The organism is Ruegeria sp. CDSA193 (assembly GCF_059611885.1).
In genome coordinates, this window is sequence record NZ_JBXWPN010000005.1 from 383,728 (window position 1) to 407,642 (window position 23,915).

Annotated in this window: 18 protein-coding genes and 1 tRNA gene; 14 read left to right on the forward strand and 5 right to left on the reverse strand. The window is 54.1% G+C overall.

Features of this window, described 5'->3' with window-relative positions:
• Positions 1 to 34 precede the first annotated feature (34 nt).
• The 3 genes from AC2FLG_RS12225 (at position 35) to AC2FLG_RS12235 (ending at position 3,083) form a co-directional block, all read left to right on the forward strand.
• Positions 35 to 985, forward strand: a complete 951-nt coding sequence (locus AC2FLG_RS12225; protein WP_496706374.1) for a GlxA family transcriptional regulator — start codon at positions 35 to 37, stop codon at positions 983 to 985.
• A 409-nt stretch (positions 986 to 1,394) separates the two neighbouring features.
• Positions 1,395 to 1,901 carry a hypothetical protein gene (locus tag AC2FLG_RS12230; RefSeq protein WP_496688700.1) on the forward strand — a complete coding sequence of 169 codons (507 nt, stop codon included), beginning with the start codon at positions 1,395 to 1,397 and terminating at the stop codon, positions 1,899 to 1,901.
• 183 nt (positions 1,902 to 2,084) lie between these two features.
• Positions 2,085 to 3,083: a formylglycine-generating enzyme family protein gene (locus AC2FLG_RS12235; RefSeq protein ID WP_496706376.1), complete on the forward strand. Its 999-nt coding sequence runs from the start codon at positions 2,085 to 2,087 to the stop codon at positions 3,081 to 3,083.
• A gap of 29 nt (positions 3,084 to 3,112) precedes the next feature.
• On the opposite strand, the gene AC2FLG_RS12240 is transcribed toward AC2FLG_RS12235, so the two are convergent.
• Complete coding sequence (locus AC2FLG_RS12240; RefSeq protein WP_496706377.1) at positions 3,113 to 4,021, reverse strand: LysR family transcriptional regulator; 909 nt, start codon at positions 4,019 to 4,021, stop codon at positions 3,113 to 3,115.
• 143 nt (positions 4,022 to 4,164) lie between these two features.
• On the opposite strand from AC2FLG_RS12240, the gene AC2FLG_RS12245 reads away from it, so the two are divergent.
• A complete protein-coding gene (locus AC2FLG_RS12245; RefSeq protein WP_496706379.1) occupies positions 4,165 to 5,904 on the forward strand; it encodes an arylsulfatase in 1,740 nt (579 codons plus the stop codon).
• A gap of 175 nt (positions 5,905 to 6,079) precedes the next feature.
• Here AC2FLG_RS12245 and AC2FLG_RS12250 read toward each other — a convergent pair whose 3' ends face one another.
• Together AC2FLG_RS12250 and AC2FLG_RS12255 are read right to left on the reverse strand one after the other, a co-directional pair.
• Positions 6,080 to 6,415, reverse strand: a complete 336-nt coding sequence (locus AC2FLG_RS12250) for a hypothetical protein (RefSeq protein WP_142635900.1) — start codon at positions 6,413 to 6,415, stop codon at positions 6,080 to 6,082.
• 224 nt (positions 6,416 to 6,639) lie between these two features.
• A complete protein-coding gene (locus AC2FLG_RS12255) occupies positions 6,640 to 9,924 on the reverse strand; it encodes a PA14 domain-containing protein (protein ID WP_496706381.1) in 3,285 nt (1,094 codons plus the stop codon).
• Positions 9,925 to 10,131: 207 nt separating this feature from the next.
• Between AC2FLG_RS12255 and AC2FLG_RS12260 the strand changes: the two genes are divergently transcribed.
• The 3 genes from AC2FLG_RS12260 to AC2FLG_RS12270 are packed head-to-tail and all read left to right on the forward strand — an operon-like array spanning position 10,132 to position 15,229.
• Positions 10,132 to 11,811, forward strand: coding sequence for an ABC transporter transmembrane domain-containing protein (locus AC2FLG_RS12260; protein ID WP_496706383.1), 1,680 nt, complete (start codon positions 10,132 to 10,134; stop codon positions 11,809 to 11,811).
• A complete protein-coding gene (locus tag AC2FLG_RS12265) occupies positions 11,808 to 13,898 on the forward strand; it encodes an ABC transporter transmembrane domain-containing protein (protein WP_496706385.1) in 2,091 nt (696 codons plus the stop codon). The genes AC2FLG_RS12260 and AC2FLG_RS12265 overlap by 4 nt, the downstream gene beginning before the upstream one ends.
• 14 nt (positions 13,899 to 13,912) lie before the next feature.
• Positions 13,913 to 15,229 (forward strand): HlyD family type I secretion periplasmic adaptor subunit, encoded by a 1,317-nt coding sequence (locus tag AC2FLG_RS12270; RefSeq protein WP_496706386.1) that lies wholly within the window; start codon positions 13,913 to 13,915, stop codon positions 15,227 to 15,229.
• Positions 15,230 to 15,795: 566 nt separating this feature from the next.
• Here AC2FLG_RS12270 and AC2FLG_RS12275 read toward each other — a convergent pair.
• Positions 15,796 to 16,815 carry an AraC family transcriptional regulator gene (locus tag AC2FLG_RS12275; protein WP_496706388.1) on the reverse strand — a complete coding sequence of 340 codons (1,020 nt, stop codon included), beginning with the start codon at positions 16,813 to 16,815 and terminating at the stop codon, positions 15,796 to 15,798.
• Between AC2FLG_RS12275 and AC2FLG_RS12280 the strand changes: the two genes are divergently transcribed.
• From AC2FLG_RS12280 to AC2FLG_RS12295, 4 genes are all read left to right on the forward strand, one after another.
• Complete coding sequence (locus AC2FLG_RS12280; protein WP_496706390.1) at positions 16,805 to 18,355, forward strand: amidohydrolase family protein; 1,551 nt, start codon at positions 16,805 to 16,807, stop codon at positions 18,353 to 18,355. The genes AC2FLG_RS12275 and AC2FLG_RS12280 overlap by 11 nt on opposite strands.
• A gap of 86 nt (positions 18,356 to 18,441) precedes the next feature.
• A complete protein-coding gene (locus AC2FLG_RS12285; protein WP_496691656.1) occupies positions 18,442 to 19,146 on the forward strand; it encodes a DUF3299 domain-containing protein in 705 nt (234 codons plus the stop codon).
• Positions 19,143 to 20,321, forward strand: coding sequence for a carbohydrate porin (locus tag AC2FLG_RS12290; RefSeq protein ID WP_496706392.1), 1,179 nt, complete (start codon positions 19,143 to 19,145; stop codon positions 20,319 to 20,321). Before AC2FLG_RS12285 ends, AC2FLG_RS12290 begins: the two co-directional genes overlap by 4 nt.
• Before the next feature lie 50 nt (positions 20,322 to 20,371).
• On the forward strand, positions 20,372 to 20,533 hold the full coding sequence (locus AC2FLG_RS12295; protein ID WP_496706394.1) for a hypothetical protein: 162 nt from the start codon (positions 20,372 to 20,374) through the stop codon (positions 20,531 to 20,533).
• Between the two features lie 378 nt (positions 20,534 to 20,911).
• Here AC2FLG_RS12295 and AC2FLG_RS12300 read toward each other — a convergent pair.
• Positions 20,912 to 20,987: transfer RNA gene (locus tag AC2FLG_RS12300), tRNA-Val, on the reverse strand.
• A 318-nt stretch (positions 20,988 to 21,305) separates the two neighbouring features.
• On the opposite strand from AC2FLG_RS12300, the gene modA reads away from it, so the two are divergent.
• Genes modA through modC form a run of 3 tightly spaced genes read left to right on the forward strand, consistent with a single transcriptional unit; the run spans position 21,306 to position 23,878 of the window.
• Complete coding sequence (gene modA / locus AC2FLG_RS12305; protein WP_496706395.1) at positions 21,306 to 22,085, forward strand: molybdate ABC transporter substrate-binding protein; 780 nt, start codon at positions 21,306 to 21,308, stop codon at positions 22,083 to 22,085.
• 3 nt (positions 22,086 to 22,088) lie between these two features.
• Positions 22,089 to 22,781, forward strand: a complete 693-nt coding sequence (gene modB / locus AC2FLG_RS12310) for a molybdate ABC transporter permease subunit (protein ID WP_142635905.1) — start codon at positions 22,089 to 22,091, stop codon at positions 22,779 to 22,781.
• Positions 22,778 to 23,878, forward strand: a complete 1,101-nt coding sequence (modC, locus tag AC2FLG_RS12315) for a molybdenum ABC transporter ATP-binding protein (protein ID WP_496706397.1) — start codon at positions 22,778 to 22,780, stop codon at positions 23,876 to 23,878. Before modB ends, modC begins: the two co-directional genes overlap by 4 nt.
• The last annotated feature ends 37 nt before the right edge of the window (positions 23,879 to 23,915 follow it).

Consider the following 23,915-nt stretch of genomic DNA (forward strand, 5'->3'; position numbering starts at 1 on the left):
TCAGCCAATCCGGCCGAACAAAGTGGAAAACCCTATGCCTCAGATGCGGCACATCACCATTGTTCTGATCGAGGAGTTCTCGCATCTCGCCTTTTCATGTGCCGTCGAACCACTGCGGATCGCCAATCTGGTCAGTGAGGAAACGCTATATGATTGGACGCTGATATCGGAGGACGCAGAGCGTGCAGTATGTTCCAATAAGGTGGTGACACTTGTGCATGGCGGGTTGGGCGATATTCCAAAGACTGATCAGCTGTTTGTCTTGTCGGGCATCCACATGCGCAACCATGTCTCACGTGACCTTCTGGCGACGTTGCGACGCGAACGTGCGCGGGGCACGCCGATCGGGGCATTGTGTTCTGGTGCTTGGCTTCTAGCAGAGGCCGGATTTCTGGATGGCTCTCAGGCTGCGATCCACTGGGAATATCACGATGCGTTTATGGAAGCGTTCCCAGAGGTGAACCTTGTGCGCAGTGTCTTCGTGGCAGACGCGAAACACATCACGGCATCGGGTGGGACGGCAACTGCCGATCTTATGCTGCATCTGATCGGACGCGACCACGGCGAGGAGCTGGCGATCGCGGTTGCAGACCAGATGGTGTATAATGCTGCCCGCAACGCAACGGCCAAACAAAGGGTATCATTGCAATCGCGCAACGGGATGCGTAACGCACATCTGGCTCGGGCTATCCATACCATGCGCGAATGCCTTGAAGCACCGATTTCTCCGTCAAAGATCGCGGATGATCTTGGCATATCCACGCGCCAGTTAGAGCGGTTATTTGGTAAGTATCTCAACACTTCGCCCAAAAAATACTTTATGGAATTGCGCCTGGAACGCGCGCAAAAGCTTTTGCTTCAGACCGAAGCATCTGTCACCGAGGTCGCGTTGGCTTGTGGCTTTGAAAATCCCGGCCATTTCTCGCGGGTTTATCGATCCAGTTTTGGTGTCACACCGCATTCGCAAAAAAGCAAAATCGATTGACGGAAGGCGGCGGGGGGAGCTGCTCTGCCCTAGGGCGAGCCCGGCCCGGCAGGCGCTCACCCCCTAGTCCCGCTTGTACCCCCTCGTTAAATTCAAACTCGTAAACTGATCAGCAGGATTGACTGTTTGTATTTGGTAAAAAGGGCACAAATTCTGCAAGATCGTGTCAGATGTAAGGGGGTTTAGGGCGATATAAAGGCCCAGATTTCTGCAAAAAATGCGGCTCAAATCCCACACAATTAATAGCTCAAATAGCCAAGTTTGTCCTTGAGTTTGCGTTACATATGAAAAATGGCTTTTAAGTTTAGCCAAAATACCGGGTATACTTACAAACTATGGCAGAGATTCACATCGGGATGCATTTTCGAACCCCCATGTTCCCTTCAGCAACCAAAGCCGGAGGCCATGCATGAATTTCGAAACTTACCAGCCGGTCGTGACACCTGTCCCGCCAGTCATACCCGTAGACGTGCGCGAGGATCAGATTATTCAGGCCTCGCAGGCGGCCAGTTCAGCATTTGAAAAGATATCCGCCACGGCAATATTTGAGGTGGATACAGTCACTGATACTCAGAAGCGCATACTTGCGATCTTTCGCTGGTATTTTCTGGCGGCCTATTGCACGCGGATGTTGTCTGGGGCAACGCATCGGCTGGATCATTTGACGATGCAAGTAGGCATGGATGTATACAGTGCGGTTGGTATGATTTTGTCCCGCGATGAGATCGAGTATTCGAGAAACCTGATTGAAAAAATGCCGGATTCTGCGGCTGATGCACGGATGAAGGCGATCGGTGCGCGGGGGCACAAGGCAGGTTGGATCGCGGCCAATCAATATAAACAGGGCAGAGGCATGCCCTTAGAGATCAAGGTCGCTCTGTCGGGTGCTTTGGCAGCTGTGGATCGTTTGAATTGAACAGCGGTCCCAATTTGACATGAATTTACAAGTGTAGGTGGATTTGCTTCGCAGCAGGCAGGCGCGCGCCTTTCGTTGAAGCTCAGGTCGAAGGGGGGAAATGCTGCCCATTCACAGTAGGGGATTGAAAACCGTACCAAATCACTACATTCACCCCTGATAGATCCAACAGGTTAATGCTACATGCCCCTTTCAAGAAGATTGCTAGCCTATGGCTCGGTTCCCGTGGTTGCGATTGTATGCTTTGCCGTTTGGTATACCAGTATCGGTTCCAAACCAGGTCCTGAGTTTGTCCGGCTGGATGGTGGAGAATTCCTGATGGGTTCGCAAAACTTTCAAGCGGAAGAGACTCCGGTCCATCCAGTGAATGTCAGGTCCTTTGACATTACGCGGACAGAAATTACCAACGACCAATTTGCGAAATTTGTCGAAGAAACCGGGTATCAGACAACGGCAGAGCGTGGCTTGTCGGCGGAGGATTTCCCGGGTCTGCCTGCAGATTTGCTTGAGCCTGGATCGATGGTCTTCGCCCAGCCTAAGGAAGCGGTGTCGCTGAATAATCCCAACGCATGGTGGCGCTATGTCAAAGGTGCAAGCTGGCAACACCCGGCAGGACCGGGCAGTTCGATTGCGGAACTGGGCGACCATCCGGTGGTGCATGTGTCACCCGAGGATGCCGCAGAATTTGCAGAGTGGATCGGAGGTCGTCTGCCGACCGAGGCCGAATGGGAATTTGCAGCTCGCGGCGGGATCGAAGGCGCCGACTACACCTGGGGTGACAGCTATGATCCCAGCAATGGGTGGAAGGCAAACACCTGGCAAGGACAGTTCCCAAGCGAAAACCTGGCTGACGATGGCCATGTCGGAACCGCACCCGTAGCTTCATATGTGGCCAATGGCTACGGCCTGTATGACATGGCGGGCAATGTCTGGGAGCACGTGGCCGACTGGTGGGTGCCGGGGCACATTCCTGGCGACCAAATTGATCCTACCGGCCCGGAAAAGGCCTTTGCCGCCCAGTTCGGTAGCGCATCGATGGGTGCAATGCGGTTGGTCAAAGGGGGCTCATGGCTTTGCGCACCGAATTTCTGTCTGCGTTACCGACCTGCAGCGCGGCAGCCGGTTGAGATGTCGTTGGGCAGCAATCATGTCGGATTTCGCGTTGTCCGCGATGTAGACTAACCGCCGGGCATTCCGGTCATGCGGCGGGCTTATTCCGCCCCGTACTGGTGGCACAATCGATTCCAGAACATATCAAGCGCGGCAAATTTAACGCCCTTGCGACGGGCAGCGCATATGTTCCAGGTCAGAGGTTGCGTGGTTCGTATCTCTTTCAACATCCCCAATTTCAGGTGCTGATCAAAATCTTCCTTCATTCCTCCGGCAATCAGGTCTGCTCTGCAGGCCATATCGGCAACTAAAGAGAAATCGTCACTTTCGATCTGGGGCAATCGGTCAACAATATGCCAGGCTTTCTCGTCATTCCCCAAAGTGGCGGCAATGGCAGAGCGCCAGTGGCGATGCATATGCGCGGTTACAAACGGATGCCGAAACACCTCAGCGATTGAGACCGGAGTAGCCTGATGAATGGGATGGTCGGGGCGAGCGCAGAAGAAAACGGGTTCCTTTCGAACGACCTGAATGTCCAGATCGCTTAGGTTGGGCGTGTGCGTAAGATCGCAAACCGCCACGTCCAGACGCCCTATCCGCAATGCTTCGAGGGGTTCCATGGTGGCCCGCACATCAACGCGGACGCGAAGATCTGGCCAGTTATCAAGCAGCTCTGCCAGAAGCGGCGTGATGATCGTCCGGGTCGTCAGGGGGCCGCAGCCGATATTCAGCACCTCCGGGCCGACCGAACGCAGCCGTTTGACTCCTGCTTCAAACTGGCTGGTCGCATTGTGCAGCGCGTCCAGAAGTTGCAGAAAGCGTTTCCCCGCCGGTCTGATGGTTGCGCCGCGGCCTGTCCGTTCGAATAGCGCCTGACCGGCATAAGTTTCTGCCTGGCCGATATAGCGTGAGAAACTTGCCGGAGAGGTTCCGATTGCATCCGCTGCCACGCGAAAGTTGCCGTGTCTGGCCAATGAGCGCACCGCATCTATGGCTTTGGAATCAATCATTTACACCCTCGTTCCAATATTCAGAACGCTCATACCAAATGATGGAATGGTCGTCTCTTTCTGTAGCCGGAATTGTCGTTTCCTGCGACATTATTGTCGACCGTGGCACGACGCCCCGGACTTCCCACATAACGGAGGATTCAATGGTTCCTTTAAGGAATATATTAGCTGTGCTTGGCGCTTCGGCGTTATCAACGACTTCAGCACTTGCCGATTCTGAGGATACACGCCCAAACGTTCTTATTCTAATCGCAGATGACATGGGGTTTTCCGATGTTGGCGCATTTGGCAGTGAAATCGAAACGCCCTCGATCGACCAACTGGCAGATGACGGTATGCTGTTCACCAATTTCCACGTCGGAGCGTCTTGCTCGCCCACTCGGACTATGCTGATCAGCGGTGTCGACAACCATCTCGCAGGCCTCGGCAATATGTTAGAGATTCAGGCCGATAACCAATTCGGCAAGCCTGGCTATGAAGGTCATTTGAACGACAAAGTTGTTGCGTTGCCGCGTCTGTTGCGCGACGCAGGATACCACACCTATATGACCGGCAAATGGCACCTAGGTCATGAGCCTGGCACGATCGCTTATGACCGCGGATTTGAGAAATCCTTTATGCTGGGCGAAAGCGGTGCGGATAACTGGGTCGAGCAGCCCTATGCCCCATTCTATACGCGGGTGCACTATTACGAGGACGACAAGCTTGTCAGCCTGCCAACGGACGACTACTTCTCGTCCGATTTTTATACCCAAACGATGATCGATTACATCGACAGCAACCTGGATGACGGTAAACCATTTTTGGCCTGGGTCGGGTATCAGGCCGTCCATTATCCTCATCAGGCGCCAAAAGAATTCATCGACAAATATGACGGCGTTTATGACGAAGGGTTCGAGGCCCTGCGGGTTTCGCGTCTGAAAAAGCAGAAGGAACTTGGGCTGATCTCTCCGGATGTGGAATTGGACCCGGAGTTTGCGAAAACCTCTTATGAACCGTGGCAGATGCCGGATTGGGAAAAGCTTAACGACGAAGAAAAAGCATTCAACGCGCGACGGATGCAGACCTATGCCGGAATGCTGGACAATATGGATGTCAATATCGGCAGGATTCTGAGCTATCTGGATGAAAAAGGTATTGCGGACAACACCATCGTCATTTTCCTTGCGGATAACGGCCCGGATCCGAACCAGTTGCCGCTGTCTGAAGCCTATCGTGATTGGTACAAAGCCCATTACGACAAGGTCTATATCGAGGATTTTGACGGCGATTATTCGGATATGGGGCAGCAGGGTGTCTATGCTGATTACGGCCCTGGCTGGGCGGCAGCCGCAGCGGTTCCGGGCAGCTACTTTAAGACATTCTCGACCGAGGGTGGTTTGCGTGTCCCTTTGATCGTGAAATTCCCGGGTGTTGTCGAGCCCGGATCGCAAGTCGATAAATTTGCCTTTGTTCGCGATATCGTTCCAACACTTCTTGACGTTGCCGGCGTAGACGTTCCCGGACCGGTCTATGACGGTCGCGAAATTTATACGCCAGACGGTATCAGTATGATGCCGGTCCTGAAGGGTGAGACGGAAACCGTGCGCGACGATAACAACCCGGTCGGATATGAGCTTGCAGGGTCCTCAGCAGTATTCCAGGGCAAATATAAACTGATGCAGAATCTGGCCCCTAAAGGCACAGGCGAATGGGAACTGTTTGATATCGAAGCTGATCCGTCGGAATTACACAATCTGGCGGACCAGATGCCCGAGCGTGTCGCAGCGATGCAGGCCTATTTTGAGGACTATGCAAAAAGGGTAAATCTTGTGCCTGTTCCAGAAGGCTATAACCCTCTGGAGCAGACGGTCGTCAACGCCAAGCGCAGTGGCGCGCATTAACTGAAATGTCATCGCGCCGTTTCGGGACGGAAACGGCGCGATGCGTATATTTGAAAAAGGCACAGTGCTGGTTGGTCCGCCGATAGATATGTGGCGCTACTGCGGGTGCAGCCACTGTTTGCCGCAAGCACACGCCCAAGGAACAGGCCGGTGCATTGTTAGGAGGAGATGCGGGTTATTGCCCTGTGATTTCCGTGCAAGTTCCTTTGCCCCAACCGGTTCTACTACCAGAGGCAGAGAAATCGAACGTGCCTTTCTGGGGGTGGACGTTATAACTCAGCGTGTGATCCTCGCCGATATACAGGTAGGTCAAGGTATCGAGCCCCGGGAAAACATCGACCTCTTTGTCGATGTCACCGATCTTGATACGACCTTTGTTTTGATCTTCATATTTGATCAGTTTCGCAGCCATTTCGGGATGCTGTTCGTCTGGCGACTGACATTCAAACACCCGCTCTTCTGCAAGCGCCGTGAAGGGCATAAATATAAGAAGAATGGCCAACTTTTTCATTTGATCTCACCTAGAGCAGATTCGTTTCGAACGCCGCAGCTAGGTGTGATTTCTGTCATAAATTTGCTGAAATTCTGGCCAGACTGTGCCTTGGGCACAACCAAAGAAAATATAGGTGTTGGACCGTCTGCAAAATCAAGATTCTAGCGTCTCGGCAAGAAGCCTGTGGCAAAGATCGCATCCCAGAACAGAATGCAGGTCGGCTCCACTGAGCATTGCATTCACTACCAATCAAATCTCTCATAAGTATCTGTTTCAATACAAGTAATATTTGCATCTCCGAGGGTTGAGATCGGCTCGTCCAGAACATCCACCTCTGGGGCATTGTCGGTCGAATGGATAGCATCCCAAGGCAGGGTTCCAGGAGTACTCGAGTACAGCGCTTCGTAAGCCAGTTCTTCGTCCAAAGAATTCCCTGGGCTGACAGGGTCGTCACCGACGGTCAGGGCAAATGGGTTTTCCGAAGTGATGAGAGTGCCGGCGCTGTCTATGTCTGACACAACGATTTGACCATGAATTACGCCCTCGAAACCTACTGGCGGGGAAAGCTCCAGGTGGTTCAGGTTACAACCCGACAAATCCACCGGATCACCATTGGTGATCACCGAATGCTCACCACTGATTATCAGGGTATTTGCCGGTAACCCTTCCAGTGTAACATTCGCCTGATCAGACGCATGCGACACCTGGATGCCAACTTGGATCGCGTCGTCCTTGGGAACCGACAAACCGGGATCGGCCTGCATCACCTCACGGCCATCGGTATCCGGACCGTCCCATTCCAGCTTCAGCCCCGCATGGCCGTGGTTCTCGACATATCGGACTTCGATGCCATAAGTCCCAGGCTCAAGGTTGACCTCTTCTGAATACGTGCGAAACCCATGTGGCTTATCGTACTCGATGATCTTTGTTCCATCGATGAAAACAGCAATCCCATCATCTGCTCCGGCAAAGAAAGTATAGCTGCCCCCTTCCTCGACAGTGAAGGACCCTTCCAGCCTGGCACCGAATGTGTCGGAGGATCCGCCTTCCCAGAATGAGTCTTTTCCAAGTTCGTAGTCGATTTTGGAAACAACTTCCTGATGAGTCGGGGCTGAGTTCCAGTCGATTTGATCCATTCGGGTCAGTCTCTGGTCTACATCGTAGTAACTTGCATGAAAACCAGTTTGCATCTCGGCGCTCGGGGCAGGGGGCTGTGCTCCGCTCTCATATGGTGCCGAAGGTTGGTTCGGATCAGCAGGCGATTCAGGCTGAACCGGACCGAGACCATCTGGCTGAAACTCTGCCTTTTCCGAAATGGGATCTTGGGCATCACTCCCATCAGGAAGTTTTGCATCTGGTTCAGGCTCGTCAGGCTCGCTCTCGGTGACTTGGGGCTGGTCCCCATCTGTGCCGGCGGAAATACGGGGATCGACCATGTCCGCGACATTGACGGTAAAGCTTTCGGTCAGAGTAAGACCGCCCTCGTCAATGACAGTTACATCCACCGTTACAGATGAGGCCTCTTCGTGATCAAGCGCCACATCAGGTTTTAGCCGCAACTGGTTGTCGACAACCTCGAACCGGTCATCAGAGACTTCAAACCGATGCGAGCCGCCAAGGTCAGGGTCGTCAAAAGGGATTTTTCCAACAACGGCACCTTCAACATTCTCGGCCACCGTTAGCTCGGCCGCAGTCAGAGTAATGTTGTCGACAAGCGCGCCATAGCTGTCATTTTGGTTTGCAGCTTCCCTCAGCTCCAGGTTGTCCTGACCGGTTCCAACCACCTGAAGGTCGAATGTTTGCCATTCGGCGGATTGAGGATCAAGCTCCGCGACCAAATTGCCATTCCAGTAGACCTCAACCGTGTCCGTTCCACCTGCAAGGCGTTCGCGCAGGTCGATGCCAAGATCATAAAGCTGGCCTGCCTCGGTTTCGACGACCTGAGAGATGCTGTCTACGCCGCGCGCATGGTCCATTTCCATTAGTTGATCACCCTCAGAAGCCTGGGTTCCGCCGAGACGGTCCCAGATTTCGATCCCGTTTGCGTCGGTCCAGGCGCCGCTATCGTCGCCGTCAAATCCCCGCCAGCGACCTTCATCAAGGTCAAACTCTTCGAAACTACCGTTGTGGATCAGGTTTTCAGTGTCATTGCCAAGGCTAAGATCTGTGGGTCCTTCGTTGATGTCTTTGATGTTGATGACAAAAGACTCGGTCACGCTCAGCCCTTCAGAATCGGTGGCGGTGACCTGCAGGTCGATCTGAGCGGTCTCTTCGTGATCAAACTGCATCCCGGGGTTCACGCGAAGCTCTCCATTGAAGACCTCGAACCGGTCATCTGACACTTCGAATACGTGGGCATCTTCCGCGTCCGGGTCGATCGCCTCGATTCGGCCAATAATCGCACCGGTGACGTTTTCCGATATTGTGGTATCGTTCAGCGCGATACCTACTGGGCCTTCATTCACGTCGAGAACATCAACCGTGAATCTTTCCGTCAGGCCCAACCCGCCGGCATCGGTGACTGTGACATCCACCTCGACCTGCGCCGCCTCCTCATGATCCAGCGAGAGGCCGGGTTTTAGCTGTAGCTGACCGTCTACAACTTCGAAGCGGGCATCCGAGACTTCGAATGTATGTGTGTCGCTGTCATCCGTGTCAGTGATTGTGATGTGGCCGACGACCGTGCCCGTCGAGTTCTCGGAAATGGTATTGCCTTCCAAGGTGATTTTTTCTGGTCCTTCATTCACGTCGAGAACATCAACCGTGAATCTTTCCGTCAGGCTCAACCCGCCGGCATCGGTGACTGTGACATCCACCTCGACCTGCGCCGCCTCCTCATGATCCAGCGAGAGGCCGGGTTTTAGCTGTAGCTGACCGTCGACAATTTCGAAGCGGGCATCCGAGACTTCGAATGTATGTGTTTCCCCGTCATTCGGGTCCACAACCGAAAGGGTTCCGACCACGCCGCCCACTGCATTTTCGGCTATAGTCGTGCCGTCCAACAAGATTTCTTCGGGGGCGTCGTTCACGTCCGGCTCCGAAAAATCTGGAGACTGTCCGGCAGTTTTCTGGAATGAAATCGGCTGACTTGGTTCCGCCGCTTGCAGAGCCAGTGGGTCAATTTCAATGGCCTGTTGTAGCTCGAAAGGAGTTTGGGCGGGCATGTTCCCTTCGAGAGGCGGGGTATGCACCGCGGGTGTGTCCGCTGTGTCCTCAGACTGCAAAGGCTGCGCGGCACTTGAGGATCCAGTTGTGCTGAAATTGGATAGGCTCTGGTCGGTTGGTGCCTCGAAACTTTCAACCGCGGTTGGCGCGGTTACGTTCAGCGTTTCAATCGACTCTTCAAAGCGCGCGCGGTCTTCCAGCGCGCCGGATTGTTGCTCGCCGGTATGCAATGTACTGCGGCTGGGATCGTCAGAGGTGTTGACAGTATTGCGCGATAGATGAGCGGCGATTTCATGCGTTTCGTCGTGTTCGGCCTGCAGTGTTTTCGCCCGAAATTCCGGATTGTCTTTCATATTGCTCATCGCGTGACACCTCAGGAAATTTGTTGATTCACGTCACCTTTTACCATGCAGGTGTTCAGCGAAGGTCAATTAAACCTTTAAATTTTAAGAGAAAATTTCCTCTCTCACGGCGCTCAGATTTACTGTTCTTCAATTTTACGTCCCCAAAGCTGAAGGCCAACCAACTGGGTGAAGAGAACGATGAAACCGCGTGGGTTATCCGGGCGAATGACGGCAGGACAAAGCGATATCCCTGTCTGGGCCGCATCCATTTCGCTGAATGTGCTTTCGTTGCTGATGCCAATTTCGATCCTGCAGATCTTTGATCGGATCATTCCATTTCAGTCGGTCGACACCCTGCGGGTCCTGACAGTTGTGTTATTGGTCAGCGCAGTGTTGGAGCTGATTTTGCGTCAATGCCGTGCAATTTTGCTCTCGGCTGCAGCTGAGGATGCCGCTGTATCGAATTTCCAGCGGTTTATGACCACGGTGATCACAGCGAATACGCTGAGCTTTTCCAAGGTTCCGGCAAGCACTTACGCGGAACGTTTCGGGGCGATCGGCCAGTTAAGAGATCACCAGGCCGGGCGGGGGCAAACTCTTTTGATTGATCTGCCATTCACCCTGTTGTTTGCGGTGCTGATCGGGTTGATCGGGGGTTGGCTTGTTTTGGTCCCGCTTATAGCATTTTGTACGGTCACCATTTTCGCGGCCATCATGAAGCGTGCGCAATGGCATTTGTTCCGCCGTCGTAAATCAATCGACACGCGCCGCTATGCGTTTCTATCCGAGATTTTGACTAGCATGCAGACGGTCAAGGCCAACCGGATGGAGCGGCAAATGACCCGCCGTTTTGAGATGCTTGAAAGCCAGACAGTGGATATGAGCCGGAAGTTGATTCAGTTTTCCGGTCTGGCCCAAAACTTCGGAGCGATCTTTTCGCAAATGACCGTGGTGGCCATGGGTCTGCTTGGAGCCTATCTGGTAATCAGCAATCTGATTGGCATTGCTGAAATGGCTGCCTGCATGTTGCTGAACGGCCGGATTGTGCAGCCGTTAACCAAGCTGATGGCGCTTTGGGTCCAGTCCGAGAATGTCGCGATCTCGCGCAGCAGGCTCGGCGAAATGGGCAGTCTGCAGACGGTTTCCAGTGCGGTCTCTGATCAGCCAGCCTTGACCGGCAGGATCGAGATCAATGATGTCTCGATGAAGCGGTTGAATGGCTCTGGGCATAGTTTCGGCCCTATCAGATTTCGCGGCGCGCCTTCTGTTGGGGTTTTGATTGAAGCTGAGAAAAGCTGGATGGTAGACGAGCTTTTCGATGCCTTGTCCGGGCAACGAATGCCCGATCAAGGAGAAGTTTGGATCGACGAACGGCCCGCAGTCCAACGTGCGGCACAGCGTGGGCAGAACGCCATGGTCATGCTCGAGGCTCAGCCAGCGATCCTGTCCGGCACGCTGTTGCAAAACCTCAGTGCTTTTGGTGATGCCACGATGGTCGAGCGAGCAAAAACAGTAGCTGCAGCATTAGGGCTGGAGAAACGCATTCATCGTCTTCCTCTGGGCTATAACACTCCGCTGAACACCGGGACAGCATTTGAAAAAGACCCGGTGAACAGGCAGATGATCGCCCTGACACGGGCTCTGGCCTTGCAGCCGCGCATCCTGCTTATGAATGAGCCAACGGCAGTTTTGGACACCGCCGAAAGGCAAGCGCTGGCTGACTATCTAATGTCTGTTTCGCCGCGACTAACCCTGATTATTGCCAGCCCCGATCCCCGAATGAAGAACCTCACACAAGAGACAGTTCGCCTCAGGTCCTCTGCCGAGGGTGTGTATGCGGAATGGGAACTCGACACGACTTTAGAGCAAACAGCGGCAAAGCTTATCAGAAAGGGGGCGGCATGATCGCTTTGAACGCGGAAATTGCAGCGCAGTTGTTACAGCAGCTTCTGGTTCAGGGCGGATGGCGAAACCGTCCGGATGCGATCATCGAAGCTACGCCACACATGTCCGAATGGTTTCGGGTAGAGGATATTCTTCAGACGCTCCGCAACCTTGGTCTTCCCCATACGCAGTTGAGGTGCCGCGAAAACGAGATATCTGATTGGCAATGCCCGGCCATGGTCTTTCCAGATCAGGGAGGCTGCTATCTTGCGATAGGACGAACAGGGCGCGGCATCCAGGTCAGCGACGATCACAATCCCGATCTGCGTTTATTACAGCCAACACATCGTTTTTGCAGGGTTATCAGGATCGACCGGTTTGATCATCAACACGAAGACGACCGCCCGATAACTGTAGGAGCAGCATTTGGTGGCCTGCGGGCGATGATGCCATGGCTGATCATTTCGTCGTTTCTAACTAACCTGCTGGGGCTGACCGCGCCCCTGTTGGTCATGGGCATTTACGATCGCGTGATTCCGTCTGGATCAGTCGATCTTTTAATTTCATTGGCTTTCGGCGTGGCCATAATCGGCCTCTCCGACCTGTGTTTTCGTCACGCTCGTACCCGAGCGCTTGCTTACATTGGCTGGAATGGCGAACGACAGATGATGGAGGCATTGTTTCGCAAGTTGATGTCCCTTCCACTGAGCCAGCTTCAGAAGTCTGACATAAATCAGCAACTGTCCCGGTTCAGACAATTCGAATCCCTGCGCGACATGTTTACCGGTCCGGGAATGGGAGCTTTTCTTGACCTGCCCTTCGTTCTGATTTTCTTTGCGGTTTTGTGCTATCTGGCGCCATCTGTCGGTCTGTTGACATTGGGTTCGATCCTGTTCCTTGTCGGCCTTGGTATCTTTACCACTGCCTTTCAACAACGATTGGACAAGTCGGCGGCCGAGGCTAATGCGGCCAGTCAAGCCGCCATTCATGACGCGGTGCTGCATCAACAGGTGATGGTCAATCTGGGAATGCAGAAACAATGGCTGGCACGCAGTCTGCCCCTTGCTGAAGCCGGCGAACGCGCGACAGCACGAGCGCGTTTGTTTCAGTCATTTACCCAGTCGCTTGTACAGTCAATCTGTGGATTGGCGACGGTCGGGGCAGTCGTTTTAAGCGCATATGGGGCCCTGAATGGCTCATTGAGCTTTGGCGCAATGATCGCCTCCATCGCGTTGGTATCCAAAGTGCTGGCTCCGATTCAATCTCTGTACACCAGCTTCCCTCAAATTCTATCGTTCCGGTCCAGCAGCACACAAGCCGATCGAGTTCTTGGACTGCCCGAAGAGTTGGAAATGGGGCTCAAGCAATCGCATCAGAAGACGCTTAGCGGTTGGGTCTGTTTTTCGGGGGTGACGTACCGTCCCGATCCGTTGAATCCTCCGATCCTTTCGCAGGTCAGTTTCCAGTGCAATCCGGGTGAGGTCGTGCTGGTCATGGGGAGTGATACGGCAAGTCGCACTGCCATTCTCGACCTGATAGACGGGCTGTATAGCCCCCTGAGCGGCACCATCGAGCATGATGGGATAGATATTCGCCAGATCGCTCGCGACGAATTACGGAAATCCGTCACATACGCAACCTATGAGAAATCCTTGTTCTACGGCACGGTCGCGCAGAATTTCCGCCTGGCGGTGCCCAGCCTTTCTCCGGACCAGGTTGCCGAGGCTCTGGACGGGATGGACCTGCTGCATGATCTCGAACTTTTACCAGAAGGCCAGGAAACGCGACTGACCGACACTGTGCTGTCGCAGTTGCCTGAAGAGGCGGTCAAAGCGCTGACTCTGGCTCGCTGTATGGCGCGGCCTTCTTCGCTCTTTCTGTTTTCCGAACCGACCAATGGTCTTTCGGATCGTCGGCGTCACCTGTTTAAGCACTGGGTTGGTGACAAGCGGGGGAAATGCACTGTAGTCATCGCAACCGCCGACCGCTCATTCATGCAGATCGCCGACCGTTTCATATTTCTCAATGGCGACAAGGTTGCTGTGAATGCCACCGGAGAGGCTGGCCGGAAGAAGCTGCAAGCCGTGTTGAAAGCGCTCGGAGGATAGCCATCGCCATATTCTTGAATAAACCAATCCCGCAAGAGGCGTCGGAAGTGAACAGCCGAAATCGCAGCAGGCAGAAACCGCGCCTGGCAGCCTTTTTGGCATTGACCTCTTTGGGGATGATCGCCGGCCTGATTGCTCTGTCAACGCAAACGGCGATCCCGCAAATCACGCGCGCACCGGGTACAATCATCCCTTTCGGAGACTATTTACAGATCGAGACACTGCAGGGCGGTGTCGTTCAGTCTGTGCATGTCCATGACGGTCAGATTGTCGAAGAGGGCGATGTCCTGATTCAGCTTCAACACCCAGACCTGTTGCACGAGCGCGATGTCCTTGCGGGGCAGATGTCAGCGGTCGGGCAGGAATTGGCGAACGCGCGCGCCGTGCTGACAAAACTGGGCAGTTCAGAACCGTTGTCTCAGTCGGAAATCGGGGTTCTTGCCCTGAGCGGTTTAACAAGCGCTTCGGCGGCGCTGGAGCTGTATGCCGAAAGTCAGCGTATCCAGCGCCTGTCCATCGCCCAGCAGGAGGGGACACTTTCTATCCTAGCCAAGGCGGCTACGGTCGCTCAGGAACGGGTGGACAAGAAAGAGATTGCCTTGCAGCGATACGCGCAGCTGCAGTCACAAGGCCTCAAATCCCTAAGCGATTTTCTGGAGGAAGAGGACGAGGTTGATGCATTGCGCGCTGCCGTCTCTGACGCGCGGGTCCGGGTTGCGGAACTCAGGAACGCCCTGACTTTGGCAAAGGCATCTCTGGCCCGGGAAACCCTTTCGTTACGCGAAGAAACGCTTATTCGGCTTTCCGAATTGGAACAGGAAGATGCGCGCCTGCGTGTATCGGTTGGCGTGGTAACCTCCAAGTTGGACGCCCTGCGCATTTCTGCTCCGGCTCGTGGCATCATCCAGGCGGTCACACACCCTAGCCCCGGTGAGGTCATCGCCCCCGGAGAGGCGATATTTGAACTATTGCCGACACGACAGGAACTGGTTGTCGAGGCGAGGATACCCAATTCCGAAGTTGGGCATGTAAGCACTGATCAGCCGGTCGCCGTCAGCCTTGATACTTTTGATGTGCGTCGATTTGGGAAAGTCCCGGCGCGTCTGCAATCGGTCTATCCGTTGCCGTTGACAGATGAGCAGACCGGAGAGACCTATTTCCGCGCAGCCTTTGCCCTGTCCCAAGACAAAATCGGATCGGGATCGTTCCAACGTCCTTTGAGTGCAGGCATGACCGTGGTGGCCGAAATGACAACCGGAGAGCAGACTCTTTTGTCATACCTATTGAAGCCGGTTCAACAGACTATCGAGGGGGCATTCAAAGAGCGCTAGATTTTTGGCGCATCTCAGAGCCAGAGGAAATGAAGATGTAACTGCCAAAATCCAGCCTGAATTCGCTTTCCCAAGGGCCGACTTACAACAGCATCGGTTTCGTAAAACAGAGCATACAAACATCCAAAACACTGGGCATTCAGTGTCGATTTGTCCACAGCAAGGATATTAGAAACTAGCGGGAAATGGTGGGTGATGAGAGACTCGAACTCCCGGCATCTTCGATGTAAACGAAGCGCTCTATCCTAATCCGCACGTGCAACAAGGTGCTGTTTTTCCCCTGCCGCAATCAGCACTACCTTGGAGAGATATCTAGTGTTGTCAGTGGCTTGAAGGTTGGACAATCTTCTGGACGTATCAAGATCATATGACATCTTTCTTAGATCAGGTCTGTCGCTGATCGAACTGAAACAAAGAGTTGGTGCAGCGGTGGCGCAGCGCTGCATGCACAGCCGCAGGGGCTATGGTGGCAATTGTCCCTCTGTGATCCTTAGATAGGGGCTCCAAAAAGTGTGTTGCAAATCCTTGTCGGCCCCCACTTAGTGTGTAGTGGAAAAGCAATCTAACTATTCGCAACGTAACAATACACCGAGGCGGAACTTGGTCGGTGTCATTCCGGTTTGACCTCGGAAAAAGCGAGTGAAATGGGACTTGTCGGAATAGCCGAGCATCAGACCAATCTCTGCGATTGTCATCTGGTCTTCTTTGAGGTGCTCTTTGGCGACATCGACACGCAGCCGTTTGATTTCACGGGGTAGCGTTGTGCCTTGTCGCTGAAGCGCTTTCAGAAACCGTTCCGGTTGTATTCCCAGCATTCCAGCCACCATCTCTGGCCCCAAATCGGTTTCATCCAGTTTGTCGCGTAAGACAGAGCGCAAAGCTGCCACCACGGTTACTTCTTCCTCTTGTTGAGGTGAGACTATGGGCTTGGCAGAGCCCTCAGAGACATGGTGCAAAAACAACCAATCCACAGGAAAACTAATTTGCATTCCGGGATCACTCCCAAGGCCAACCTCAATCCCTTTGTAGTCGATAGGCAGACCATTGATGTATCTGCTTTCCCATCGCACACGCGAAGAATCCCAAGAATCTCCGACGACGGTCTGCAATAGGCGTACATAGATTGCGGCACCAAAACCGGTCACCTGAATGGGTGGGACAGTTGGTTCCTGTTGCCTCTCGATACGGTAAGTCGCTTTGTCTGCTTCGATGACGAGACTGTGCCGCACAGAATTGGACTCCTGCGGTACGAGCCCAACAAAGCTAGTAAAAAACTCGAATAGCGTTTTTGTAGATTGCAAAGCTTGAGCGAAAGGCGGCCATCCTTGTAGGTCAAACGCCTCCCCTACATTCAGTCCTAGGTATCGATCCCCTGATACTTCTGAGAAGGCATTCACCAAACCGTAGACCAGCTCTGAGTGAACGAAGACGGATGGGTCAGACAACAGTTCGGCTTTCAATCCGACCTGGTCCAATGCTGGTTGCGGATTGATCTTGCGTTCGGTGAGATACTGCAAAAACGGAGCGGCTAAGGAGAGGCGAATAAAGCCTTCGCTATGCTCTTGAGAGGTTGAGTTGAAAGGCAAGCTCGTCACCCTTGTGATGATTAGTATTTGTATTCAGTGGCCATTTTTACGAACACATTCGAACATGCTAATTCAAAAGTGGCAACCGAGGAAAAGTTTTCCGGACTACAGTTGGCAAAACATGAATATGAAGGGAGTACTTATGTCCGGTCTACGAATGTCGCTTTGCTCGACGGTAATTGTCGCTGCAGGTCTTTCTTTTTCAGCGTCCGCGCAGGCTCAAGATCAAGAAGAACCCCAAACGTTGTTTACCAACGTGCACATCTTCGATGGCGTGAATGAACAACGTATCGAGAATGCCAGCGTATTGGTCGAGGGCAACCTGATTAAGTCCGTATCAACCGATGCGATCGATGCCCCCAATGCTACGGTCATCGACGGAGAGGGGCGGACACTGACACCCGGGTTTATTGAACTGCACGCGCACCTCATGTTGATGGGGCCGACCTTGCCTGCGATGGAGGCCAACACGACCTGGGAGGACTTTGCCATACACGGTGCGCGGATGGCTGAGATGTATTTGATGCAGGGTTTCACCACTGTCCGGGATGCTGGTGGCGCTAATGGCGGACTACGTAGGGCGATTGACTCGGGGCAAATCGAGGGCCCTCGTTACTATCCATCTGGGGCGTTTATCGGAACACGCGGTGGTCACGCTGACTTCGCGAATTTCACAGCACCACCTGGTTCGGAGACAAACATGGGTCGGCTGAACATGGCTCAGGAGGTCAGTGGTGTTGATGACGTCTATAAATTCGCACGTAACAACTTTCGTATGGGCGCGACGCAATTGAAATTCATGCAATCCGGTGGTGTCGTGTCGGCATTCGACCCTTGGCAATTGCTGGCCGGGTCGCCCGAAGAAATCAGAGCCGCCGTGCAGGTCGCGAATGAATATGGCAGCTATGTCATGGCGCATTCCTATCGTAAGGAAGCTATCCTGAGTGCGCTCGACGCAGGTGTTATGTCAATCGAACATGGTTTTTCTTTTGACTGCGAAATTGCCGAAGTCATGAACGAGAAGGGTGCGTACATTACAACAAACCTAACGGCATTTGACCCCGGCCTTCTCGACATTCCGGCTGTGGCGAATGTTCCGGCGAGCCTTGCCAAGGCAAAGTCTGCCTCGGCCACATTTGCAGGCTATATCGACAATATGAAAGAATGCCCGGTGAAGCGGGGTTTCCAGACAGACTGTGTTGGTTCGGTAGAGGCGTGCAATATCCAGATTGCCTACGAAAAACACTTAAACAATGATTTCTTCGGCCCCTATACGTCCATGGTCACGTTGACATCGACGGGTGGCGAGGCAGTCGCTCTATCAGGAGACTTTATGAACCCTTATACCGCAGGAAAACTGGGTGTGATCGAGGAAGGCGCCTATGCAGACATCCTGCTGATCGATGGTAACCCACTAGAAGACTTCTCGGTCGTTGGCACGGGTGACCAGTGGTTTGGTGCCGATCCGAGGCCGGAAAGCCCTGAAACGATCCGGCTGATCATGAAGGACGGTGTGATATACAAAAATACACTGAATTGACCCCAAAACTCGACCGGAGAGTATTCATGTTCCTTTGGTTTCGTTCCGTCTTGCTCGCGGGTTTGGTCTGTTACGGTCATTCTGCCATGGCAACGCCAGGAGCAGTGCTGGACTGGGCAGACCTCCCGGACCCATCTGTTCAGGTCTTTGAGGATCCCTATCGGGACCTCAGCCCCGAACAGTTCGACGACGTCCTATTCGTTGTGCGGATGCGTGGCAGGCTGCAGCAAGACACTGGCAGCGCGGAAGAAAGATTGAAATGGCAGGAGCTTCTGACCGAGACCGAGGATGCCTTGGCGGGAGTTGGCGTTGATGTCGATTGGCTGCTCGATCAAAGAGAGCTTGTGAAAGAACGGCGAAGAAAGGCAGGAACAAACGGAAATCCGCAATTCGACGGTCAAACAATAACAATCGCGGGCTTTGCCATCCCGGGCCCGAGCGATCCAGACGGGCGATCTGTGGCGTATCTAGTGCCAGAACGAGGAATGTGTAGCCACATGCCCCCGCCCCAACCCAATCAAATGATTCGCGTGCGGTTGAATGGCGACTGGACGCCCAGCTATTTCCACGAACCCGTTCGGCTGACGGGCACGCTGACTATCGATCCCACTGTTCAGAATATGATGGTTGTGGACGGCCTCATGCCTATGAGTGCGACATTCCAGTTGGAGACGGAACGTGTCGAAACTCTGGAAACCGAAGCAGACAGGCTGGAATGGAAGCAGCGTGCCGCTGATCGTATCCGAGCGGCGGGCAATCGCAAGACCGGCGGGGCAAAGGCGTCTGAATGATAAGACTTCTCGTTGTCGTACTGAGTATTGTCTCAGCCGGCGCGGCGTCGGCTCAAGGTCTGTCCGGGCCCTCTTCGGTCGAAGCTGATCTTGAGCCCGGAGATGGACTGACCGATCCACAATATCGTTCCGATTTTCCGCGCAATACCGCACCGGGTTGGTTTCAGTGGAAAGACAGACTGGCGGAGAATGGGTTTCGGTTCAACATTGATTACTTGGCATTGGGTCAAACCACGAACGCGGATCTGGGGGAGGGCGAAGCTGCCAGCGGAATTGCGCGGTTCTATGGCAGTTGGCAGGCGACTGAACGGGGGTCTCTGACATTCAAGATCGAAGACCGGCACAGCTATACCGATGTTGCCCCACAGTTTCTTGGGCTAGATGGCGGAGCCCTTTCGATCACGGGAACAGCCTTCAACGATAATGGTTTGCTATTGACCAACCTGTTCTGGACCCAAAGGGCCGAGAACGGTTCGTGGACGCTGCAAGTCGGCCAGATTGATGTAACGGACTTTGTGGATATCTATGGGTTGGTAAGCCCCTACAGTGGTTTCCAAAACCTGTCTTTCAATACCAATCCGACAATTAACACGCCCAATCAAGGCCTTGGCATTGCCGGTGGGGTAAAGCTAAGCGAGAACCTTTACGCCGTTGCGAGCGTCTCAGACGCAAACGCCGACCCGTCTGATCCAAACTTTGATGTGTTTAGCGACGGCAATCTCTTCAAATCACTCGAACTTGGTTACACCTCTGATTTTGATCGCATTTACTTCGACAATATCCATCTGACCCTCTGGCATGCGGATGCGGCTGACGATGGTAGCCGTCCAGAAGATTACGGTGCCGCGTTCTCAGCAGCATGGTTTATTGACAATAAGTGGATGCCGTTCTTCCGGGCAGGGGCCTCAAAAGGGGCAGCAGCACTCTATGATCGGTCCGTTTCTGCGGGTATTGGCTACTACGGTCGCAATACCGATTTGGCCGGGTTGGGCCTGAACTGGGCCGAGGCAAGAGGCATAGATGGCGATCAGTTCACACTCGAAGCATTCTACCGTTTTTCAATCGCACCCGGACTGCAGATCACGCCATCACTGCAGTTCATTTCTGACCCGCTGCTGAATCCCGCTCAGGATAGCATTACGCTGTTCGGTCTAAGAACCCGGATCGTTTTCTGAGGTGGATCGAAAGTAGCAGCTAAGATCAAAACAGTTAGGGACGTTCTGTCATGAAGACCCTGTTGGCCGCATGCGCCATAGCGACCACTTTTGGTGGCGCGCTACACGCCAGCGAGGAAAGCAAGACTTGGGATGCGTCAGAAGAGGCGAAGCATTTCGTGCAAGACATAATCGTCCTCGGCATGTTGGCTAGCCCCTACGGCACTCGTTGAACCGACTACTACCAGCTTCATACCTACTTCGCGCGGGCTCGGGACTTTCGCAGCACTTCACCAAGTGTCATCTCGGATACGCCCACACTGAGGGTTGGGGTTAGCAATCCCCTGTCGGTGCTCATCTCCGTTTCACTAGCCCACTTCGTCGCATCAGCACGCTTATGAATAGACTTAGATCGGGATTGCCCGTCCTTCCGCACAATCGCTTGCCACTTCCCGCTAGGTCGTTTTACGATTGTTGCCAGAGCTCCTATCTCCTGTGTTGGAGACTTCACCTCCGTTTAAGTGCAGCGGAGGCGCAGCGGACACAGTTTCATGCGCAGCACAGCAAGAGGTGCTAGTCGCGTAAGACCTTGATACATTGTGGGGAATGGATGGTGGGTGATGAGAGACTCGAACTCCCGACATCTTCGGTGTAAACGAAGCGCTCTACCAACTGAGCTAATCACCCGTGAGGCTGCATTTAGCCAAGCCGGCGCGCGGGCGCAAGAGGGTCCGGCACAATTTCTTTCACTGAATTTAGACAAGGCGGGAATCTGGGGTGATATCACAGCCAACCGGGCTCCGATTTATCAGACTTTCTGAGGGATCACGAAATCTGAACCAGTCGTTTCGGACCAGGCACCTTCAAAATATCTTGGGTGTTGTTGCGGCTATGGATTGCCCGTTTCAAAGGTTCTTATTCACGATGCGTCCTATCGATGCTTGCGCGCCCCCCGCCGCCTCAGATATCCCCTGATGGAACCTTAACCTACGAGACGGGAACAATATGACCCTGTCATCCGCAAGCCATTTTCTGGTTGCTGCTATTGTTTTGGGTAGTTTGATATCGACTCCGCAGCGTGCAGAGGCCGACGATGTTTTGGTTTTTGCTGCTGCCAGTCTGAAAAATGCTCTCGATTCACTTGTGCCGAGTTTTGAACGGCAAAGTGGTCAGGAGGTTGTCATATCGTATGCGGCGTCTTCTATACTGGCACGTCAAATTCAACAGGGCGCCCCGGCGGATGTGTATATTTCAGCCAACAGTGACTGGATGGATGTCCTTCAGGAGAATGGGCTGATTGATGCTGGATCGCGGGTTAACCTTTTGGGAAATGGGCTTGTCCTGATCGGTGGGCCGACGGCCGTTGAAATTGAGGGGCTTTCCCCGCAGACGGACATCTCAGCCGCTTTGTCAGGTGGGCATCTTGCGATGGCCCTGGTCGATGCCGTGCCTGCGGGAATTTACGGCAAAGCGGCGCTGCAAAACCTAGGTCTTTGGGATAGTGTTCAGCAGCAGGTGGCGCAGACCGACAATGTACGCGCGGCTCTGGCTTTGGTTGCCGCGGGGGCTGCCCCCTTGGGTGTTGTCTACCGATCGGATGCGCAGGCCGAGGATCGGGTGCGGGTGGTGGCCTCTTTCCCTGCAAATCTTCACCCGGAAATTGTCTACCCGGCCGCTGTAACAACGCAAGCCTCAGCCGAGGCATATGCATTTCTAAGCTACTTACAGACGGGCGCAGCGATGACAGTCTTTGCAGAGCAGGGATTTGCCCTGCCGGGCGACTAGCCGATGGGTTGGCTGGGACCGGAAGAACTTGAGGCGCTGAAATTGTCGCTGCGTGTCTCTTTCTGGGCAACGCTGGTTACTTTGCCCTTTGGTGTATTCGTTGCCTATGCGCTGGCGCGCTGGCGCTTTCCCGGGCGACAAGTGCTGAATGGGTTGGTGCATTTGCCATTGATCCTGCCGCCGGTTGTTACGGGATATCTGCTGCTATTGACCTTTGGTATTCAGGGCCCGATTGGTGGACCTCTGGCAGGGCTTGGAATTGTTTTTGCGTTTCGCTGGACCGGCGCGGCGCTGGCCGCTGGGATCATGGCGTTTCCGCTGATGGTCCGTGCTATTCGCCTTTCGATCGAAGCCGTCGACCCTAAGCTCGAACAGGCCGGAGCCACGCTGGGTGCCTCGCGTCTTTGGGTTTTTGTCACCGTAACTTTGCCGATGATTCTGCCGGGGGTGATCGCCGGGACCATCCTTGCCTTTGCAAAAGCCATGGGTGAGTTCGGCGCGACGATCACCTTTGTTTCGAACATACCTGGACAGACACAGACGTTGCCATCGGCCGTTTATGCGTTTCTGCAGGTTCCGGGTGGTGAGGCGGCGGCGATGCGGCTAGTGGTGATATCGGTCATCATCGCGATGGGGGCTCTGCTGTTGTCAGAGTTTGTCGGTCGTCGCGCCGCGGCAAGGGTGTCGGGGACATGAGCCTTTCCGTCAATCTGCAACATGATCTGCCAGGTATTCAGTTGGATGCCAAATTTGATGCGCCTGCCGGGGTGACGGTTCTGTATGGAAGGTCCGGCGCCGGTAAGACGACAATCGTTAACGCTGTTGCGGGATTGCTGGAGCCCAAAGCTGGTCGCGTATCCGTGGACGGGTGGACGTTGTTCGATACGGAAAAGCGCCTTTGGCTGCCTCCGCATAAACGCCGCTTGGGGTATATTTTTCAGGAAGGCCGGCTGTTCCCGCATCTGACAGTGCGCCAGAACCTGTCCTATGGGCGCTGGTTTGCGCCCAAAAGCGTGCCGCGCGAAGACCCCGATAAGGTAATTGAGATGTTGGGGATCGGGCATCTTCTGGACCGTCGTCCACTGAGCCTGTCAGGTGGCGAGAAGCAGCGTGTCGCCATAGGCCGCGCCTTATTGGCCAGCCCGCGTCTGATCCTCGCGGATGAGCCTCTGGCCGCATTGGATGATGCACGGAAGGCCGAGATACTGCCCTATTTCGAACGGCTTCGGGATGAGATTTCGGTGCCGATCCTTTATGTGACCCACTCGGCAGCCGAAGTTGCGCGGCTGGCAACTTCTGTCGTTGCCCTGCAGGACGGCAAGGTGGTTCGGCAAGGCCCGGCTTCCGAAGTGATGGCTGATCCTTCTGTGGCCCCGCTCGGTGTCAGAGCCGTTGGTGCGGTGCTTCAGGTGCAGGTATCAGCTCACCAAGCAGACGGGTTGACCGAGTTGGCAGCCGAAGAGGCGCGCCTATTTCTGCCGCGTATTCCCCATAAGGTCGGTGAAAGCCTGCGTATTCGCATCCCCGCACAAGAGGTGATCCTTGCCAGTAAGCGGCCCGAGGGCTTGTCAGCGCTGAATGTACTGGAGGGCAAGGTTGATACGATCCGAGCGGGGGAAGGCCCCGGTGCGATCGTCTCTGTCATTACACCTGCAGGGACTATTCTGGCTCGGATCACCCGACGTTCGGTAGAAGCCCTTGGGCTTGCTGCGGGCAAACCTTGCTTTGCGGTGATCAAAACCGTGGCGCTGGCACCGCAGGATGTTGGTGGGCGGCTGCACTTTGAGAATTGAAACGGCGCTTTACGGAAAGCGCATCTGTTCTATGATT